This is a genomic window from Bosea vestrisii (assembly GCF_030144325.1).
In the GTDB taxonomy this organism is placed as follows: domain Bacteria; phylum Pseudomonadota; class Alphaproteobacteria; order Rhizobiales; family Beijerinckiaceae; genus Allobosea; species Allobosea vestrisii_A.
This window is the reverse complement of record NZ_CP126307.1, coordinates 758,522-777,713: the sequence shown is the minus strand read 5'-3', so window position 1 is coordinate 777,713 and position 19,192 is coordinate 758,522. Positions and strand designations below refer to the sequence as shown.

Genomic DNA, 19,192 nt, shown 5'->3' with positions numbered 1-19,192 from the left:
CGCTTCTCTGCGCTGACTGCAGCTACCCAAAGCCACGCCGCCATGGCAGACCAGCCTACAGATCAAAAAGCAGCTGGCGGCAGGGTAGATGCAGACATTCGATTCCGATGGCGTTGCGATCGCCTATCTCGACCTCGCCCCGACCGGTGAGGGCGCCGGCGACCCGATCGTGCTGATCCATGGCTTCGGCTCGAGCCATGCGGTGAACTGGGTCAACACGCAGTGGACCAAGACGCTGACCCATGCCGGCCGGCGCGTCGTGCTCTACGACAATCGCGGCCATGGCCGCAGCCAGAAGCTCTACGACCCGGAAGCCTATCACTCGAACATCATGGCCGAGGATGCGCGGCGGCTGATGGACCATCTCTCGATCGAACGCGCCGACATCATGGGCTATTCGATGGGCGCGCGGATCTCGTCGCACCTGACGCTCGCCCACCCTAAGCGCGTGCGCTCGCTCCTGCTCGGCGGGCTCGGCATCCATCTGGTCGAGGGCGTCGGCCTGCCGCTCGGCATCGCCGACGCGATGGAAGCGCCTTCGCTCGCCGACCTGACCGATCCGATGCAGCGCATGTTCCGCGCCTTCGCCGAGAACACCGGCAGCGACCTCGGAGCACTCGCGGCGTGCATTCGCGGTACGCGCCAGACGCTGAGCAAGGAGGAGGTCGGCCGGATCGCGGTGCCGACCCTGGTCAGTGTCGGCACCAAGGACGACGTCTCCGGTTCCGGCCCGGAGCTGGCGGCTTTGATCCCCGGCGCGCAAAGCTTCGCCATCGAAGGGCGCGATCACAATCTCGCGGTCGGCGATCGCACGCACAAGCAGGCAGTCGTCGAGTTTCTGGCGCAGCGGTCGTAGAATAATAATCTCCTCAGGTAGAATATTATTCTACGACAATGGCTTGCGACTATTGCCTCGCAAATCGATTCTTGTTCTTCGCCGCTTGATTCAGCTAGAAGGCGAAGCCATGTGCTCTGGCGCGACCTTCCCGTGCTAGATTCAACTACGAGCGAACCGCAGCGGAGAACGCCATGCCATCCGGGCGCCCGAATATCGATATCCGCGATCCCGCGACCGGCCTCGACCGCGTCGACCCGGTCTGGTCGCGGCTGCGCAACGAGGCGGAGCTGGCGATCGCGAGCGAGCCGGCGATGGCGAGCTTCATCCTGGCGACGATCGCGAACCAGCCGAGCTTCGAGGCTGCAGTGGGCCATCGCGTCGCGGCGCGCCTCGGCCATGGCGCCGTGCCGGCGGAACTGATCGCGCAGGCTTTCGACGAGGCGATCGAGGCCGATGCCGAGATCGGCCAGGGCATCCGCGCCGATGTCGTCGCCGTGCTCGACCGCGATCCCGCCTGCTACCGGCTGATCGAGCCGGTGCTCTATTTCAAGGGCTTCCACGCGCTGCAGACGCACCGCCTGGCGAACTGGCTGTGGCGGCAGGACCGGCGCGACTTCGCGCTCTATCTGCAGAGCCGCTCGTCGGAGGTGTTCCAGACCGACATCAATCCGGCTGCGAAGATCGGCAAGGGCATCTTCCTCGACCACGCCACGGGCCTCGTTGTCGGCGAGACCACGGTGATCGAGGACAATGTCTCGATGCTGCAGGACGTGACTTTGGGCGGCACCGGCAAGCAGGGCGGTGACCGTCATCCGAAGATCCGCAAGGGCGTGCTGATCGGCGCCGGCGCCAAGATCCTCGGGAATATCGAAGTCGGGCAATGCGCCCGCGTCGCGGCCGGCTCGGTCGTGCTCGCGGCGGTGCCGCGCAACACTACGGTCGCCGGTGTGCCGGCCAAGGTGGTTGGCGAGGCCGGCTGCGCCGAGCCGTCGCGCTCGATGGACCAGATCCTTGCCGGCGATTGCGGCGGCGGCATCTGAGAAGCCTGTCGCAACTCCTACAGCCCTCATCCTGAGGAGCGGACGCTAGTCCGCGTCTCGAAGGATGGTTCAGCTGTCTCTGGAACCTCCTGAAGCATCCTTCGAGACGCCGCTGCGCGCGGCTCCTCAGGATGAGGGCTGGGGGTAGGGCAACTCAGCCCTGCACGAGCTTCTTCTTGTGGTCGTCGAGATGGCCGAGATCGCGCTCGGGATCGAGCCGGTCGCGCACGCGCTGCTTGAGCTGCTTCACGTCGGGGAAGCCGCCATCGACAGTGCGGTCCCAGATCAGCTCGCCATCGTAGTGGATCTGGAAGATGCCGCCGGTGCGCGGGATCAGCACGACCTCGCCGAGATCCTGGCCGAAGGTCTGCAGCAGCTCCTGCGCCATCCAGGCGGAGCGGAGCAGCCAGTTGCACATGCTGCAATAGGTGATGGCGATGCGCGGGCCGGGCTTGGGTTCGGTCATGGTCAGCTCCAAAGCGAGGCCAGCCGGGGGGCTGGCGGATTCGAAAATGGTTCTGCCGTCATGATGTTGCGGCGGCAAGTGGCCTGCGCGCAGCGTGCTCTGGCGCGAAACTTTGCCTGCAACTTGCGCTTCGTCCCAAAACCCCCTAATGCGACCGCGTTTTTCCGGCCCTGCGCGGGCATCGTCAGGAACAAGGTGTCATGGCCAAAGAGAAGTTTGCTCGGACGAAGCCGCACTGCAACATTGGTACGATTGGTCACGTCGACCATGGCAAGACGTCGTTGACGGCTGCGATCACGAAGGTTCTGGCGGAGTCGGGTGGCGCGTCGTTCACGGCGTATGACCAGATCGACAAGGCGCCGGAAGAGAAGGCGCGCGGCATCACGATCTCGACGGCCCATGTCGAGTACGAGACGGCGGCCCGCCACTATGCGCATGTCGACTGCCCCGGCCACGCCGACTATGTGAAGAACATGATCACCGGCGCGGCGCAGATGGACGGCGCGATCCTGGTTGTGTCGGCGGCCGATGGCCCGATGCCGCAGACCCGCGAGCACATCCTGCTGGCGCGCCAGGTCGGCGTTCCCGCGCTGGTGGTGTTCATGAACAAGGTCGATCTCGTCGACGACGCCGAGCTGCTCGAGCTGGTCGAGATGGAGATCCGCGAGCTTCTGTCGAAGTACGACTTCCCGGGCGACGACATCCCGATCACCAAGGGCTCGGCCAAGGCGGCGCTCGACGGCGTCACCCCGGCGATCGGCCATGACGCGGTGATCGCGCTGATGAAGACAGTCGACGACTACATCCCGCAGCCGGCGCGTCCGCTGGACCTGCCGTTCCTGATGCCGGTCGAGGACGTGTTCTCGATCTCGGGCCGCGGCACGGTGGTGACCGGCCGCGTCGAGCGCGGCATCGTCAAGGTCGGCGAGGAAATCGAGATCGTCGGCCTGAAGGACACGGTGAAGACGACCGTGACCGGCGTCGAGATGTTCCGCAAGCTGCTCGACCAGGGCCAGGCCGGCGACAACATCGGGGCGCTGCTGCGCGGCACCAAGCGCGAGGACGTCGAGCGCGGCCAGATCCTGTGCAAGCCCGGTTCGGTCAAGCCGCACACCAAGTTCAAGGCCGAGGCCTACATCCTGACCAAGGAGGAGGGCGGTCGCCACACCCCGTTCTTCACCAACTACCGCCCGCAGTTCTACTTCCGCACGACGGACGTGACCGGCGTGGTGCACCTGCCCGAGGGCACCGAGATGGTGATGCCTGGTGACAACATCACCATGGAAGTGCACCTGATCGTGCCGATCGCGATGGAAGAGAAGCTGCGCTTCGCCATCCGCGAAGGCGGACGCACCGTCGGCGCCGGCGTCGTCGCTTCGATCATCGCCTGATCGACACCTAGAGCGATTTGGGAAAGGGCGGCGGCAACGCCGCCCTTTTTGATTCTGGCGCTAACCAATTGGCGGAGGCGTTCGGGACTGGCGTCCCGGTGCGCGCCGTGCCAGCTTCCTGTATCTTGCATACGGACTGGAGATCGCGATGAGTCCCCGCCATTCGCTTGCCGACAGGCTGCGCCAGCCCGGCCTCGTGGTCGCGCCCGGCTGCCATGACGCCATCGGCGCGCGGGCGCTCGAGCAGGCCGGGTTCGAGGCGGTCTACATGACCGGCAACGGCCTGTCCGCCAGTCTGATCGGTGCGCCGGACATTGGCCTCCTGACCATGACCGAGATGGTGGCGCGCGGCCGGGCGCTGGCTGCCGCGATCAAGGTGCCGCTGATCGCCGATGCCGATACCGGCTATGGCAATCTCAACAACGTCGCCCGGACGGTCGCCGAATACGAGGCGGCCGGCGTCGCTGCGATCCATCTCGAGGACCAGGTCACGCCGAAGCGCTGCGGCGCCATGGCGGGGCTCGCGCTGGTCACGCGCGAGGAACAGGCCGAGAAGATCCGCATCGCGGTGGCGACCCGGCGCGATCCCGATTTCCTGATCATCGGCCGCTCGGATGCACGGCTGCCGCTCGGGCTCGACGAGGCGATCGCCCGCGGCAAGGCCTATGCGCAGGCCGGCGCCGATCTCGTGCTGCTCGAGATGCTGCAATCCGAGGACGAAATGAAGCGAGCGCTGCGCGAGATCGAGGCGCCGCTGATGTTCAACTATGTCGAGGGCAGGGTCCCGCCGCTGACCGCCGAGGATTTCGGGCGCCTCGGCTTCAAGGTGCTGAGCTATCCGGTGTCGTCGACGCTGGCCTATGCCCACATGATGGCAGCCTTCGCGCGCGAGCTGAAGCGCTCCGGTACGACGCGCGCGCTGGAGCCGAGCATGCTCGACCTGACGAGTTACGAGGCCTTCCTGGGACGGGAACACTATGCCTGATCTCAAAGTGGAGCAGCCGAAGTCCCTGGTCACGATCGTCGAGGAACGGTTGCGCACGGCGATCGTCGACGCCGAGATGGGCTTCGGCGAGAGCCTGTCGGAGGAGGCGCTGAGCGAGGCCCTGGGCGTCAGCCGCACGCCGGTGCGTGAGGCGCTGGCGCGATTGCAGCTGCAGGGGTTGGTGACGATCGTGCCGAAGAAGGGCACCTTCGTCTTCGCGCCGAGCGAGGAGGACGTCGCCGAGCTCTGCGTCTTCCGCTTCATGCTGGAAACGCAGGCCCTGCGCGAATGCCTGGCCAAGGCGCGCGTGGCAGCGCTCGCCGCAATGAACGATGCGCTCGCGGCGATGGAGGTGGTGCAGGCGGGTGGCAGCCGCCGCGACTATGCCCGGGCCGATACCGTGTTCCACGAGGTCTTCTTCCAGCATTGCGGCAACCGCTATCTCGGCAACGCCTATCGGGGCGTCTCTGGCCGCGTCGCGGCACTGCGCACGCATCTCTCGGTGCCGCTGGAGGGCGAGCAGGAGCGCTCCATGGCCGAGCATCGCCTGATGGTCGAAACCTTCGCCGCCGGCCGCCTGGCCGATCTCGACGCCATTCTTTACCGACACATCATGCGGGCGTGGGACGCCTATGCCGACGTGCTGCGCCGTGGCGGCGTTCCGGCCTGACGGGACGCTGCGACGGAGCGCTTCCAGGAGTCAAATGATCTTGCATACAGTGTCCTAGAGATTATGCTCCGGACGAGAGCCGCAAACGGCCCATCGAACCTCGGGAGGAGGCGTCATGAAAAATGCTCTTAAAGCCGCGGCTCTGGCGCTCGCGCTGGCTGCGACGCCGGTGGCGGCACAGGACAAGGTGAAGCTCGTCACCATCGCCGAGCTCTCCGGGCCAGGGGCGACCGCCGGCACCAACTGGAAGAGCGGCATCGAGCTGGCGATCGAGGAGATCAACGCCAAGGGTGGCATCCTCGGCCGCAAGATCGACTTCGTCGCCTATGACACGCAGACGAACCCGGCCAATGCCCGCGCCGCCGTGCAGCGCGCGATCGACGAGGGCACCCACGCCGTGCTGGGCCCGGTCTATACCGGCTCGATCATGGCCTCGATGCAGATCGCGCAGCGGGCCGAGATCGCCCAGCTCGCGGCCGGCGACGGCACGTCCTACACGGCCCAGGGCAACCCTTTCATCTTCCGGACCTCGCTGAGCCAGTCGGCAGCGATGCCGAAGATCGCCGCCTATCTCAAGGACGAGGTCAAGGCGAAGTCGGTCGCGGTGGTCTGGGTCAACAACGACTTCGGCAAGGGTGGGCACGAAGCCATCCTGAAGGAACTGAAGAGCCGCGGCATCGCGGTCTCGGTCGATCTCTCGACCGAGCAGGGCCAGGCCGATTTCGCTGCCGACGCGATCAAGATCAAGAACGCCAATGCCGATGCCGTCTTCGTCTATCTGAACGAGGAGGAGAGCGCCCGGCTGCTGGTGGCGATGCGCGACCAGAACGTCGGCAAGCCGGTGATCGGCGAGACCACGATCCTGAGCCAGAAGGTGATCGAGCTCGCCGGCAAGGCGGCGGAAGGCGTGCGCGGCCATGTCGGCCAGACCATCGATGCGCCGATCCCCGCTCTGCAGGAGTTCGGCAAGCGCTTCGAGGCGCGCTTCAAATTCGTGCCCGACCATAACGGCATCAAGGGCTACATGGCCGTTCACGCGGTGAAATGGGCGACTGAGAAGCTCGGCAAGTTCGAGCCGACCAAGATCGCCGCGACGCTGCACGGCGCCACGATCAAGCCGGAGGAGGAGCCCGGTATCCTGATGGAAACGACCTTCGATGAGAAGGGCGATGTCCAGCGCGAGAGCTTCCTCGCGGAGGTCGTCGACGGCCGGCAGAAGATCATCGGCCGGCTGCCGAAGTAAGCGACCAACCGGGGTCATTGTTCGCAAGGGCGGCGGTAGCGCCGCCCTTTTATCGTTCTGCGGCCGCTTCCAGGGGCAACTCTTTCGTGATCTGCCTTCGGCGAAATATGCTGAATCTGCCTGGCTTTGCCGTGATCGGCTGAGGATATGAGTCAACTTCGAACGAGACGGTTGCGATTTCGACTTGAAAATGCCGTGAGGTTCGGGCTAAGCAACCGACGCTACAGGGGTGTAGCTCAGTTGGTAGAGTACCGGTCTCCAAAACCGGTTGTCGTAGGTTCGAGCCCTACCGCCCCTGCCAGCCGTCCGTCAGTGCCGCGATGACACAGAACATCTACGACGACGCCGGCTTCTTCCAGAACTACAGCCAGCTACCACGCTCGCTCCGCGGGCTCGACGGCGCGCCTGAATGGCAGGCGCTGCGCGCGCTGCTGCCGCCGCTCGCGGGGGCGAGTGTGCTCGATCTCGGCTGCGGATTCGGCTGGTTCTGCCGTTTTGCGGCCAGTGAGGGGGCGGCGGAGGTCGTCGGCGTCGATGTCTCCGAGCGCATGCTGGCGCGGGCAAAGGCCGAGACCAGCGCGGCGAGCGTCCGCTATGAGCAGGCCGATCTGGAGACTTACGAGCCGCCGGCCGGGCACTTCGACCTTATCTATTCCTCGCTGGCCTTCCATTACCTCGCCGAGTTGCCTGCCGTCTTCGCCCGCGTGCAAAGGGCCCTGAAGCCGGGCGGGTGCTTCGTCTTCTCGGTCGAGCATCCGATCATGACGGCGCCGCGCCACCAGGGCTGGTCGCAGGATGAATCGGGCCTGCCGGTCTGGCCGGTCGGCGCCTATCTCGACGAGGGCCGGCGCGTCACCGACTGGCTGGCTGACGGCGTGGTGAAGCAGCACCGCACGCTCGCGACCTATCTCAACCTGCTGGTCGGGCTCGGCCTGTACCTGCGCCATGTCGAGGAATGGGGGCCGACACCAGAGCAGATCGCGGCCGAGCCGGATTGGGCCAGGGAACGCGAGCGCCCGGCCTTCCTGTTGATCGCGGCAGAGCGGGCTTGACCCGAGCGGTTTTAAAACCGCTTGGCGAGCGGGCAATCGCGTTGTAAGAAGCCCTTAACGACGGCGCGCGGCTCCCTGGGCCCCGCGCCGCGAATCTTTCAGGACCGCCGAATCGCCGCCTTTTCGCGATGATCCGGAACCGAGGTGACGAGCCCGATGGCGAAGACGAATCCCTTCCAGTTCCTGCAGGAGGTGCGCAGCGAAGCCGCCAAGGTGACCTGGCCCTCGCGCCGCGAGACGTTGATTACCACCGGCCTGGTTTTGCTGATGGTGCTGATGTCCAGCCTGTTCTTCCTCTTCACCGACACGGTGATCCGCTGGGGTCTCGGCCTCATCCTCGGCGCTCGTTGAACGGAAGCTAATAACGTGAGCACCCGCTGGTACATCGTCCACGCCTATTCCAACTTCGAGAACAAGGTCGCGCAGTCGATCAAGGATCAGGCGGCGCAGCGCCACCTCGCCGACAAGTTCGAGGAAGTGCTGGTTCCGACCGAGAAGGTCGTCGAGGTCCGCCGCGGCCGTAAGGTCGACACCGAGCGCAAGTTCTTCCCGGGCTATGTCCTGGTGAAGTGCGAGATGACGGACGAGGTCTACCATCTCATCAAGAATACGCCCAAGGTCACCGGCTTCCTCGGCGCCGACAAGGCCAGGCCGATGCCGATCCCCGAGAACGAGGCGATGCGGATCAAGGGCCAGGTCGCCGAGGGCATCGAGCGGCCGAAGCCGACGATCGTGTTCGAGGTCGGCGAGCAGGTGAAGGTCGCCGACGGCCCGTTCGCCTCGTTCAATGGCGTCGTCGAGGATGTCGACCACGCCCGCGCCCGCCTGAAGGTCGCGGTCTCGATCTTCGGCCGTGCCACGCCCGTCGAGCTCGAATACAGCCAGGTCGAGAAGCTCTGACGCCTGGACGCTCCGACAGCTTGCTGAAGGGTGCCGGAGACGGCACCCTTTTTGCGTGATTTCGTAGTTAACGCCTCCTTCAGGCGTGTATGGCAATGTCCCGCCGGCTTTTGGTGCGGGCGGGCATGTTTCTCAGGACATTCAAGGCGACGGTCGGGCAGCGCCTGGCGCTGTGGGGCGTGCTCCTCGGCGCGCTGTCATGCCTTTATGTCGCGACCGAGCTGATCGGCTCGCGCAAGCTCCACGGCTTCACGCAAGCCCTGGAGGCGCAGAGCGATCTCGCCCGCCGCCTCGAAGCGACGACCATGGTCTTCGAGCGCATCAGCATTGCGATCTTCTCGGGCAACCGCGCGGAACCCTCCGATCTCGAAGTGCTCGCGATCGCGGCCGAGGACATCGCCACCCGGCTCGAGGACAGGCTGCAGGCCGATACGCAGGAGGTCGCGGCGCGTGCCAACGCCATGCGCGAGGCTGCCGACACGGCCACGGCCCGGGCCGAGCTCAGGGTGATCGCGGACAAGCGCTCGGCCTTGCGGCGCGGGCTCGGCGAGGAGATCGGCCGGCTGAGCGCGAGCCTGTCGCACCATGTCGAGAGCGCCCATCAGAACAAGGTCCTGCTCTCGCTGCTCGGGCTGTTCAGCCTCGTCTTCATCGTGGTGCTCGAGCATAACTGGCTGGTCCGCCCGATCTCCGGCATGGCGCGCGCCCTGGCCGAGAATCGGCAAGAGGGACGGGGGCTCGACAAGCTCGCCATGCGGCGCGACGAGATCGGCATGCTCGGCCGTGCCTTGCTGGCGCATCGGCGCGGGCTGCAGGCCGAGCAGGACGCCGCCCAGGCGCGACTGGACGCGCTTTCGGGCGAAGTCGCGCGCCAGGAAGCCGCCCAGGCCCGCAATGCAGTTTTCCAGGAACGGATCGCCGCGATCGCCCAGGCGCTGGAGCAGCATGCAGCCCGGCTGTCGCAGGCCGCCGGAGAATTTGCGCAGCTCTCAGGTGTCGTCGACGAGCGGGCCGGCGCGGCCACGCAGTCGACGCAGCGTGTCTCTGAGCATGTCGATCATGTCGCCGGCGCGATCGCGGAAGTGTCCACGCTGCTGGCGACGGCGGCAGGCGAGGCCTGGCGGACCTCCGAGGTCGCCGATGCCGCAAAGGCGCTGGTCGATCAAGCGACGGCTGATACGGTCGAATTGAGCGATGCGGTAGGCAAGATCGTGCAGGTCATCGACATCATCGGAACCGTCGCCAGCCAGACCAATCTGCTGGCGTTGAACGCCACCATCGAGGCGGCGCGGGCCGGCGAAGCGGGCAGGGGCTTTGCGGTCGTCGCCGGCGAGGTCAAGCAGCTCGCGCACCGCACGGCCGAGGCGACCGACGATGTCCGCACAGGGTTGAACCAGATCACCGTCGCGGCGCAGCGCATCACCTTGCGCATCGGCGCCCTGGTGACTTCGGTCGAGAAGGTCGACAAGGCGGCGCTCTCGATCGCCGAAGTGACCGCTCGCCAGGATGTCGGCTCGCGCTCGATCAGCGAGACGACGTCGCGAACCGCCGGCGATGTCAGGCTCGTCGCCGAGCAGGTGGAGCAACTCGCCGGCACGCTGGCGAGCTGGCGTCAGACCGCCGGCTCGGTCACGGCGGCCTCCGCCGATCTCGACCGGCAGGCGGCGGAGCTGCGGCAGGCTGTCGAGGGCTTCATCACGCGCAAGGACTTGGCCGCATGAGCATGGCGATCTCCGAGGCGGACGCGAGCGCCGCGGCGCGGCCACCATTGCCGATCATCGCGCAGGCGCTGCACTGGTTGACGGCGGCCCTGGTGCTGGCGCTGTTCGCCAGCGGCGTGATGATGAAACAGATCGGCGAGGGGCCGACCGCCGACACGCTCTATCTCTGCCACAAGACCACGGGCGCCTTGCTGCTCGGCCTCGTGCTGATCCGGATCGCCTATCGCCTGTTCGCGCAGCTCACAGCGCGCTGGCGCAAGGGAGCGGCGAGCCGGCCGGTCCATGCGCTGCTGTATCTTGCGCTGCTGGTCGTACCACTGCTGGGCTGGGCCGGCGCTTCCGCGTTCGGCGCACGGCAGCTGCTGTTCGGCCTTTCGCTCCCGGTGATCTGGCCGGAGGAGATGGGTCATGCCGCTCTCTTGTTGACGAGCCACGCCTGGCTCGCCTTCGGGCTGATCGCCCTCGTCGTCATCCATATCGGGGTGGCGCTCGGCGATTACCTGACGCGGGAGGCCAAGGCCGGCCTGCGTTAACCGGTTAACACCCGCGCTGTCCCGGCCGCGACTATGCTCCCCCACCACCCGAGAGCGGGTGGAAGGGAGGACAATGATGACCGGCAAGCGCATTTTGATGATCGTCGGCGATTTCGGCGAGGACTATGAGATCATGGTGCCGTTCCAGGCCCTGCTCGCGGTCGGCCACAAGGTCGATGCGGTCTGCCCCGACAAAACGAAGGGCGACAGCGTCGCGACCTCGATCCATGATTTCGAGGGCCAGCAGACCTATTCGGAGAAGCGTGGCCACAATTTCGCGCTCAACGCCAGCTTCGCCGATGTCGACGCCGCGAGCTACGACGCGCTGGTGCTGCCGGGCGGGCGGGCGCCGGAGTATCTGCGCCTGAACAAGCAGGTGATCGCGATCGTCAGGCACTTCTTCGAGACGAACAAGCCGGTTGCAGCGATCTGCCATGGCGCGCAGATTCTTGCCGCTGCCGGTGTTCTGCAAGGGCGCAGCTGCTCGGCCTATCCGGCCTGCAGCCCGGAGGTCGAGCTCGCCGGTGGCCGCTATGCCGACATCGCCATCGACGCGGCGACGACCGACGGCAACCTGGTGACTGCGCCCGCTTGGCCGGCGCACCCGGCCTGGCTCGCCCAGTTCCTTACGGTGCTCGGAACGCAGATCAGCCACCGCGCGCTGCGGCAGGCCGCCTGATCAGGGCAGGCCTCGCTTCGCTCCGCCGTCGCTGTATGATGCGTGGCAATCGCGCGCGGGGAGGGCGCCATGTGCAAGCTCTTCATCAATGCCGATGCCGATCTCTGGCGGACACGCCTGAAATCGGTACGGCTCAACGGCTTCTCGACCAGTGTACGGCTCGAGAACCTGTACTGGCGCGTGCTCGAGGAAATTGCCGCACGCGACGGGATGAGCCTCGGTCAGCTGCTGGCCAAGCTCCATGGCGAGCTGATCGAGACCCATGGCGATGGCGAGAACTTTGCCTCCTTCCTGCGCGTCTGCTGCGGCCGCTACCTGATGCTGCAGCTCACCGGGGACGTGCCGCGCGAGCTCGACCGGCCGATCCGCGAGCTCGACGCCGACAGCATCCTGGCGCGCGAGGCGCAGCGGCTTTCGCCTGCGACGCGCCGTCCGCAGCGCCCAAGTCCTTCCGGGGCTTCCCTTTCGGTGCGCCCTGTGCCATAGGGCGGCCCTCACATGCGTGGGAGGCGTGCCGGTCAGCCAACCGGAGGTTCACGCCGCACCACGCCCTGCAACACCCCGATCCGGAGCGATAGCAGCTCACGGGCGGGGCGTCGTCGTCCCGGTAGGCACCGGTGCGAGCGACAGGAGCAGCCATCATGGCTAAGAAGATCACGGGTTACGTGAAGCTTCAGGTTCCGGCGGGCGCGGCCAATCCGTCGCCGCCGATCGGTCCCGCGCTGGGTCAGCGCGGCCTCAACATCATGGAATTCTGCAAGGCCTTCAATGCGAAGACCGCGCAGATGGAAAAGGGCATGCCGATCCCGGTGATCATCACCGCGTATCAGGATCGCTCCTTCACCTTCGAGATGAAGCAGCCGCCGGTCTCGTACTGGCTGAAGAAGGCTGCCGGCCTGACCTCGGGTTCGAAGACCCCGGGCAAGGGCGGCAATGTCGGCAAGGTCACGTCGGCTCAGCTCAAGGAGATCGCCGAGAAGAAGATGGCCGATCTCAACTGCGACAACGTCGATTCGGCGGTGGCGATGATCCGTGGCTCGGCCCGTTCCATGGGCCTGGAAGTCGTGGGCTGAGGGGGAACTGACAATGGCACATGTCGGAAAGCGCGTCGTCAAAGGCCGTGAAGGCGTTGACCGCATCAAGCTCTACCCGCTCGCCGAGGCCGTCGCGATGGTCAAGGCCCGCGCGAACGCCAAGTTCGACGAGACCGTCGAGATCGCGATGAATCTCGGTGTCGATCCGCGCCACGCCGACCAGATGGTCCGCGGCGTCTGCAACCTGCCGAACGGCTCGGGCCGCACGCTGCGCGTCGCCGTCTTCGCCCGCGGCGCCAAGGCCGAGGAGGCCAAGAAGGCCGGTGCGGACATCGTCGGCGCCGAGGAACTGGTCGAGATCGTGTCGAAAGGCACGATCGAGTTCGACCGCTGCATCGCGACCCCGGACATGATGGGCCTGGTCGGCCGCCTCGGTAAGGTGCTGGGCCCGCGTGGCCTGATGCCGAACCCGCGCGTCGGCACGGTGACCATGGACCTGACCGCCGCCGTCGCCGCCTCGAAGGGCGGTTCGGTCGAGTTCCGCGTCGAGAAGGCGGGCATCGTCCACGCCGCCGTCGGCAAGGCCTCGTTCGATGCCGCCAAGCTCGGCGAGAACATCAAGGCGTTCGTCGATTCTGTCTCGAAGGCGAAGCCGGCCGGCGCCAAGGGCACCTATATCCAGCGCGTCGCGATCTCCTCGACCATGGGTCCGGGCGTCAAAATCGAGCCGAACACCGTCCTCGGCGGCTGATAGCGCGTCGCGGCCGCTTCTATCGCGGCCGCAGCCCCGCCTTGCGCTTCAGCGCAGGGATTACCACTTGGCAGAAGTCGGGGGAGGGTCTATAGCCTCCTCCGTGTTTCCATAAGTGACGGGGCTTCCGCGTGCTTGGCACGAGGAGGTCCATTTCGCGTTTTTGGCGGTTCGCCGCCGAAAAAGGGTGTTTCGGTTCGAAGGGGAGCGATCTCCAGAGACCGGGCATCCAAGTCCTGTCTGAGACTGCAGGTGCGCCTTTGGCTCCGGCCAGAGGGCATAATTTCGCCAAGAGGCCTGCATAGACGGTGCAAGAACTCTTCCGGTGCCGAAGGGCGCCGAACGAGGTTCGAACCATCTCGCCCGATCACGGCTTCGGCCATGGCAGGGGACAGGGCACTGAGCGTCGCTCCGGCGAGGGGTCGGTGTCAACCGGTCACTTTCTGAGCGACACGTGCAACTGGCGGCGGGCCTTAAAACCTGTCGCCTACCGGAGAGAGCCCAGTGGATAAAGCGGCAAAATCTGATGCCGTCGCGACGCTGAACGATGTCTTCTCGAAGACGTCGGTCGTTGTCGTGGCCCACTATGCGGGTTTGACGGTGGCCCAGTTCCAGAAGCTTCGTCGCGAGATGAAGGCCAATGGCGCCATCGTGAAGGTCGCAAAGAACCGGCTGGCCAAGATCGCTCTTGAAGGCACCGACGTCGCATCCATCAGCTCCCTGCTGACGGGTCCCACCCTGATCGCCTATTCCAGCGATCCGGTCGCGGCGCCGAAGGTCGCCGTCGCATTCGCCAAGGAGAACGACAAGCTCGTCATCCTCGGCGGCGCGATGGGCACGACCGCCCTGAACCCCGACGGTGTCAAGGCTTTGGCCACGATGCCCTCGCTCGACGAACTGCGCGCCAAGTTGCTCGGCCTCCTGCAGGCCCCTGCGACCAAGATCGCCCAGCTCTCGACCGCGCCTGCCGCAAAGCTCGCGCGCGTGTTCCAGGCATATGCCGACAAGGACGCTGCCTGAGCAGCCGACAACCCTTAATCGTTCGAACCTCTTACATCAGGAACTTAAACTATGGCCGATCTCGCCAAGCTCGTCGACGAACTCTCGTCGCTCACCGTTCTCGAGGCTGCTGACCTCGCCAAGTTGCTCGAAGAGAAGTGGGGCGTTTCGGCTGCCGCCGCCGTCGCCGTCTCCGCCGGCCCGGCTGCTGGTGGCGCTGCCGCCGCTGCTGTCGAAGAGCAGACCGAGTTCACCGTCGTTCTTGCCGCCGTTGGCGACAAGAAGATCGAGGTGATCAAGGAAGTCCGCGCCATCACCGGCCTCGGCCTCAAGGAGGCCAAGGACCTGGTCGAGGCCGCTCCGAAGCCGGTCAAGGAAGCCGTTGGCAAGGACGAGGCCGAGAAGCTCAAGAAGCAGCTCGAGGCCGTCGGCGCCAAGGTCGAGCTCAAGTGAGTCCGGGCCGGCTGATGCCGGTCCGTCTCTAGTCGACAAGCACAGTCCCGGGGCGGTTCGCCGCCTCCGGGGCTGTTGCGTCGTTTCCGGAAGGGACGGCGCGTACTCAAAGACCTCCCGCACATGCGGTGCAGGTCGATCCAGTTTGAACGTCGGCGCGACATGATGCGCCGAGCGGCTCACCCGGCGGCCCGACCGCCTATACCCCGGACCGCCGGGTGAGCCGTCCGAGATGCGAGGAACATGATGGTAACTTCCCTCCAGGGTCGCAGGCGCGTCCGCAAGTTCTTCGGCAAGCTCAAGGAAGTGGCGGAGATGCCGAACCTCATCGAGGTTCAGAAGGCGTCCTACGACCAGTTCCTGATGGTCGAAGAGCCCAAGGGCGGCCGCGGCGATGAAGGCCTGCAGTCGGTCTTCAAGTCGGTGTTCCCGATCGGCGACTTCTCGGGCTCGTCGCTGCTGGAGTTCGTCAAGTACACCTTCGAGCCGCCGAAATACGACGTCGACGAGTGCCGCCAGCGCGGCATGACCTTCTCGGCGCCGCTCAAGGTGACGCTGCGCCTGATCGTGTTCGATATCGATCCGGACACCCAGGCCAAATCGGTCAAGGACATCAAGGAGCAGGACGTCTACATGGGCGAGATGCCGCTCATGACGGACAACGGCACCTTCATCGTCAACGGCACCGAGCGCGTCATCGTCTCGCAGATGCACCGTTCGCCGGGCGTGTTCTTCGACCACGACAAGGGCAAGACCCATTCCTCGGGCAAGCTGCTCTTCGCCGCCCGCATCATCCCCTATCGCGGCTCCTGGCTCGACATCGAGTTCGACGCCAAGGACATCGTCTACGCCCGTATCGACCGCAAGCGTAAGATTCCGGTCACCTCGCTGCTGTTCGCCCTCGGCATGGACGGCGAGGAGATTCTCAAGCGCTTCTACAACCGCGTCGACTATGTCCGCGACGACAAGGGCTGGCGCGTTCCCTACGACGCCGAGCGTATGAAGGGCTTCAAGGCGAGCGTCGACATGATCGACGCCGACACCGGCGAAGTCGTGATCGAGGCCGGCAAGAAGCTGGTCGCGCGCACCGCCCGCCAACTCGCCGACAAGGGCCTGAAGTTCCTGCGCGCCACGAACGAGGATCTCGTCGGCCAGTACGTTGCCGAGGACCTCGTCGATCCCAGCACCGGCGAAGTTCATGCCGAGGCCGGCGAAGAACTGAATATGGCCGCAGACCCGAAGACCGGCGAGATCAAGGGCAACCTGGTCGACCTGATCAACAAGGGCTACACCGAGATTCCGGTGCTGGACATCGATCACATCACGATCGGTCCCTATATCCGCAACACGCTCCAGGTCGACAAGAACTCGCGCCGCGAAGAGGCGCTGTTCGACATCTACCGCGTGATGCGTCCCGGCGAGCCGCCGACGCTCGAGACCGCCGAGAACATGTTCCAGTCGCTGTTCTTCGACTCGGAGCGCTACGACCTCTCGGCCGTCGGCCGCGTCAAGATGAACATGCGCCTCGATCTCGACGCCGAGGACACCGTGCGCATCCTGCGCAAGGAAGACATCTTCGCGGTCGTCAAGGCGCTGGTCGACCTGCGCGACGGCAAGGGCGAGATCGACGACATCGACCATCTCGGCAACCGGCGCGTGCGCTCGGTCGGCGAGCTGATGGAGAACCAGTATCGCCTGGGCCTCCTGCGCATGGAGCGCGCCATCAAGGAGCGCATGTCCTCGGTCGATATCGACACGGTGATGCCCCAGGACCTGATCAACGCCAAGCCGGCGGCTGCCGCGGTGCGCGAGTTCTTCGGCTCGTCGCAGCTCTCGCAGTTCATGGACCAGACCAACCCGCTCTCGGAGGTCACCCATAAGCGCCGTCTCTCGGCGCTCGGCCCGGGCGGTCTGACCCGTGAGCGTGCCGGCTTCGAGGTGCGCGACGTGCACACCACGCATTATGGCCGCATCTGCCCGATCGAGACGCCGGAAGGCCCGAACATCGGCCTGATCAACTCGCTCGCCACCTTCGCGCGCGTCAACAAGTACGGCTTCATCGAGAGCCCGTACCGGCGCATCCGCGACGGCAAGCAGACCGACGAGATCATCTATCTCTCGGCGATGGAGGAGGCGAAGTACAACGTCGCCCAGGCCAACGCCGTCGTCGACAAGGAAGGCCGTCTGACCGACGACCTGATCGTCTGCCGCCGCGCCGGTGAAGTGATCGTCGTGCCGGTCGACAAGGTCGACTTCATGGACGTCTCGCCCAAGCAGGTCGTCTCCGTCGCTGCGGCGCTGATCCCGTTCCTCGAGAACGACGACGCCAACCGCGCGCTGATGGGCTCGAACATGCAGCGCCAGGCGGTGCCGCTGGTTCGCGCCGACGCGCCGTTCGTCGGTACCGGCATGGAGGCTGCGGTCGCCCGGGACTCCGGCGCCGCCATCGCGGCCCGCCGCGCCGGCGTCGTCGACCAGGTCGATGCGACCCGTATCGTCATCCGTGCTTCGGACGAGATGGACCCGACCAAGCCGGGCGTCGACATCTACCGTCTGCAGAAGTTCCAGCGCTCGAACCAGTCGACCTGCATCACGCAGCGTCCGCTGGTGCGCGTCGGCGATATCGTCAAGAAGGGCGACATCGTCGCGGACGGCCCGTCGACCGAGTTCGGTGAGCTCGCGCTCGGCCGCAACGTGCTGGTCGCGTTCATGCCGTGGAACGGCTACAACTTCGAGGACTCGATCCTGCTCTCGGAGAAGATCGTCTCGGACGACATCTTCACCTCGATCCATATCGAGGAATTCGAGGTCATGGCCCGCGACACCAAGCTGGGCCCTGAGGAAATCACGCGCGACATTCCGAACGTCTCGGAAGAGGCGCTGAAGAACCTCGACGAAGCCGGCATCGTCTATATCGGCGCGGAAGTGGCGGCTGGCGACATCCTCGTCGGCAAGATCACGCCGAAGGGCGAAAGCCCGATGACGCCGGAAGAGAAGCTGCTGCGCGCCATCTTCGGCGAGAAGGCTTCGGACGTCCGTGACACCTCGCTGCGTGTCCCGCCGGGCGTGCAGGGCACGATCGTCGAGGTCCGGGTGTTCAACCGCCACGGCGTCGACAAGGACGAGCGCGCCCAGGCGATCGAGCGCGAGGAGATCGAGCGTCTCGCCAAGGACCGCGACGACGAGCAGGCGATCCTGGACCGCAACACCTTCGCGCGTCTGGCCGAGATCCTGACCGGCAAGACCGGCCTCGCCGGTCCGAAGGGCTTCAAGAAGGACACGGTCATCACCCGCGAAGTGATGAGCGAGTTCCCGCGTTCGCAGTGGTGGCTGTTCGCCACGGCGGACGACGCCCTGATGACCGAAATCGAGGCGATGCGGAAGCAGTACGACGAGTCGAAGAAGCGCCTCGAGCAGCGCTTCCTCGACAAGGTCGAGAAGCTGCAGCGCGGCGACGAGCTGCCGCCCGGCGTGATGAAGATGGTCAAGGTCTTCGTCGCGGTGAAGCGCAAGATCCAGCCCGGCGACAAGATGGCGGGCCGCCACGGCAACAAGGGCGTGGTCTCGCGCATCGTGCCGGCGGAGGACATGCCGTTCCTCGAGGACGGCACCCATGCCGACATCGTGCTGAACCCGCTCGGCGTGCCCTCGCGCATGAACGTCGGGCAGATCCTGAGACCCATCTGGGCTGGGCTGCCGCCGGTCTCGGCAAGCAGATCGGCCTGGCGCTCGACGCCTATCGCAAGGCGCATGATTCCAAGGCGTTGCGCGACAGCTTCGAGGCGGTCTACCAGGACAACGAGATCATCGCCTCGATGGACGACGCCGAGCTGGTCGAGATGGGCCAGAATCTGCGCCGCGGCGTGCCGATCGCGACCCCGGTCTTCAACGGCGCCAAGGAGTCGGACATCGAGGCCCTGCTGGAGCAGGCGGGCCTCAACAAGTCCGGCCAGGTGACGCTCTATGACGGGCGTACGGGCGAGCCGTTCGACCGCAAGGTCACCGTCGGCTACATCTACATGCTGAAGCTGCACCACCTCGTGGACGACAAGATCCACGCCCGCTCGATCGGTCCCTACTCGCTGGTCACCCAGCAGCCGCTCGGTGGCAAGGCGCAGTTCGGCGGCCAGCGCTTCGGCGAGATGGAGGTCTGGGCGCTCGAAGCGTACGGCGCCGCCTACACGCTGCAGGAGATGCTGACGGTGAAGTCGGACGACGTCGCGGGCCGCACCAAGGTCTACGAGTCGATCGTGCGCGGCGAGGACAACTTCGAAGCGGGCATCCCGGAGAGCTTCAACGTGCTCGTCAAGGAAATGCGCTCGCTGGGCCTCAACGTCGAGCTCATCAACAACAAGCCGAAGCCGGGCGACGTGCCGGCCGAGGCAGCCGAGTAAGGCGCGACGCCCGCAGGGGCGGAACGTCGTTCGTTACTCATGC

The 19,192-nt window shown here is 65.8% G+C and carries 19 protein-coding genes, 1 tRNA gene and 1 pseudogene; 19 read left to right on the top strand and 2 right to left on the bottom strand.

Annotation, left to right across the window (positions count from 1 at the left end; genetic code table 11):
- The first annotated feature begins 88 nt into the window (after positions 1-88).
- On the top strand, positions 89-856 hold the full coding sequence (locus tag QO058_RS03780; RefSeq protein ID WP_284170417.1) for an alpha/beta fold hydrolase: 768 nt from the start codon (positions 89-91) through the stop codon (positions 854-856).
- Between the two features lie 173 nt (positions 857-1,029).
- Entirely contained in the window at positions 1,030-1,878 is an 849-nt protein-coding gene (gene cysE / locus QO058_RS03775) for a serine O-acetyltransferase (RefSeq protein ID WP_284170415.1), read from the top strand.
- Positions 1,879-2,032: 154 nt separating this feature from the next.
- Here cysE and QO058_RS03770 read toward each other — a convergent pair whose 3' ends face one another.
- Both QO058_RS03770 and QO058_RS03765 read right to left on the bottom strand, forming a co-directional pair.
- The gene (locus QO058_RS03770; RefSeq protein ID WP_284170413.1) at positions 2,033-2,344 is read right to left on the bottom strand and encodes an Rdx family protein; all 312 of its coding nucleotides are present in this window, start codon (positions 2,342-2,344) and stop codon (positions 2,033-2,035) included.
- Between the two features lie 2 nt (positions 2,345-2,346).
- A complete protein-coding gene (locus tag QO058_RS03765) occupies positions 2,347-2,613 on the bottom strand; it encodes a hypothetical protein (RefSeq protein WP_284173092.1) in 267 nt (88 codons plus the stop codon).
- On the opposite strand from QO058_RS03765, the gene tuf reads away from it, so the two are divergent.
- From tuf to rpoB, 17 genes and pseudogenes are all read left to right on the top strand, one after another.
- On the top strand, positions 2,545-3,735 hold the full coding sequence (tuf, locus tag QO058_RS03760) for an elongation factor Tu (RefSeq protein ID WP_284170389.1): 1,191 nt from the start codon (positions 2,545-2,547) through the stop codon (positions 3,733-3,735). The two genes, QO058_RS03765 and tuf, sit on opposite strands and share 69 nt — an antisense overlap.
- Before the next feature lie 148 nt (positions 3,736-3,883).
- The gene (locus QO058_RS03755) at positions 3,884-4,720 is read left to right on the top strand and encodes an isocitrate lyase/PEP mutase family protein (protein ID WP_284170411.1); all 837 of its coding nucleotides are present in this window, start codon (positions 3,884-3,886) and stop codon (positions 4,718-4,720) included.
- Positions 4,713-5,390 (top strand): GntR family transcriptional regulator, encoded by a 678-nt coding sequence (locus QO058_RS03750; protein WP_284170409.1) that lies wholly within the window; start codon positions 4,713-4,715, stop codon positions 5,388-5,390. Before QO058_RS03755 ends, QO058_RS03750 begins: the two co-directional genes overlap by 8 nt.
- A gap of 115 nt (positions 5,391-5,505) precedes the next feature.
- Complete coding sequence (locus QO058_RS03745) at positions 5,506-6,633, top strand: ABC transporter substrate-binding protein (RefSeq protein WP_284170408.1); 1,128 nt, start codon at positions 5,506-5,508, stop codon at positions 6,631-6,633.
- A gap of 225 nt (positions 6,634-6,858) precedes the next feature.
- Positions 6,859-6,934, top strand: a tRNA-Trp gene (locus QO058_RS03740).
- Positions 6,935-6,953: 19 nt separating this feature from the next.
- Positions 6,954-7,685, top strand: coding sequence for a class I SAM-dependent methyltransferase (locus tag QO058_RS03735; RefSeq protein ID WP_284170405.1), 732 nt, complete (start codon positions 6,954-6,956; stop codon positions 7,683-7,685).
- Between the two features lie 156 nt (positions 7,686-7,841).
- Positions 7,842-8,036, top strand: a complete 195-nt coding sequence (gene secE / locus QO058_RS03730; protein WP_057189978.1) for a preprotein translocase subunit SecE — start codon at positions 7,842-7,844, stop codon at positions 8,034-8,036.
- 15 nt (positions 8,037-8,051) lie between these two features.
- Positions 8,052-8,585, top strand: a complete 534-nt coding sequence (gene nusG / locus QO058_RS03725; protein WP_284170402.1) for a transcription termination/antitermination protein NusG — start codon at positions 8,052-8,054, stop codon at positions 8,583-8,585.
- Between the two features lie 125 nt (positions 8,586-8,710).
- Positions 8,711-10,306: a methyl-accepting chemotaxis protein gene (locus tag QO058_RS03720; protein ID WP_284170401.1), complete on the top strand. Its 1,596-nt coding sequence runs from the start codon at positions 8,711-8,713 to the stop codon at positions 10,304-10,306.
- Positions 10,303-10,839: a cytochrome b gene (locus tag QO058_RS03715; protein WP_284170400.1), complete on the top strand. Its 537-nt coding sequence runs from the start codon at positions 10,303-10,305 to the stop codon at positions 10,837-10,839. The genes QO058_RS03720 and QO058_RS03715 overlap by 4 nt, the downstream gene beginning before the upstream one ends.
- 76 nt (positions 10,840-10,915) lie before the next feature.
- The gene (locus QO058_RS03710) at positions 10,916-11,518 is read left to right on the top strand and encodes a DJ-1/PfpI family protein (RefSeq protein ID WP_284170398.1); all 603 of its coding nucleotides are present in this window, start codon (positions 10,916-10,918) and stop codon (positions 11,516-11,518) included.
- Between the two features lie 69 nt (positions 11,519-11,587).
- Complete coding sequence (locus tag QO058_RS03705) at positions 11,588-12,004, top strand: ribbon-helix-helix domain-containing protein (RefSeq protein WP_284170397.1); 417 nt, start codon at positions 11,588-11,590, stop codon at positions 12,002-12,004.
- Between the two features lie 155 nt (positions 12,005-12,159).
- Positions 12,160-12,591, top strand: a complete 432-nt coding sequence (rplK, locus tag QO058_RS03700) for a 50S ribosomal protein L11 (protein WP_057189972.1) — start codon at positions 12,160-12,162, stop codon at positions 12,589-12,591.
- Positions 12,592-12,604: 13 nt separating this feature from the next.
- Positions 12,605-13,303, top strand: coding sequence for a 50S ribosomal protein L1 (gene rplA / locus QO058_RS03695; protein WP_152013672.1), 699 nt, complete (start codon positions 12,605-12,607; stop codon positions 13,301-13,303).
- Positions 13,304-13,807: 504 nt separating this feature from the next.
- A complete protein-coding gene (gene rplJ / locus QO058_RS03690; RefSeq protein WP_284170395.1) occupies positions 13,808-14,323 on the top strand; it encodes a 50S ribosomal protein L10 in 516 nt (171 codons plus the stop codon).
- Between the two features lie 51 nt (positions 14,324-14,374).
- Complete coding sequence (gene rplL, locus QO058_RS03685) at positions 14,375-14,755, top strand: 50S ribosomal protein L7/L12 (RefSeq protein WP_129155100.1); 381 nt, start codon at positions 14,375-14,377, stop codon at positions 14,753-14,755.
- 246 nt (positions 14,756-15,001) lie between these two features.
- Positions 15,002-19,149: pseudogene (gene rpoB, locus QO058_RS03680) on the top strand (DNA-directed RNA polymerase subunit beta).
- The last annotated feature ends 43 nt before the right edge of the window (positions 19,150-19,192 follow it).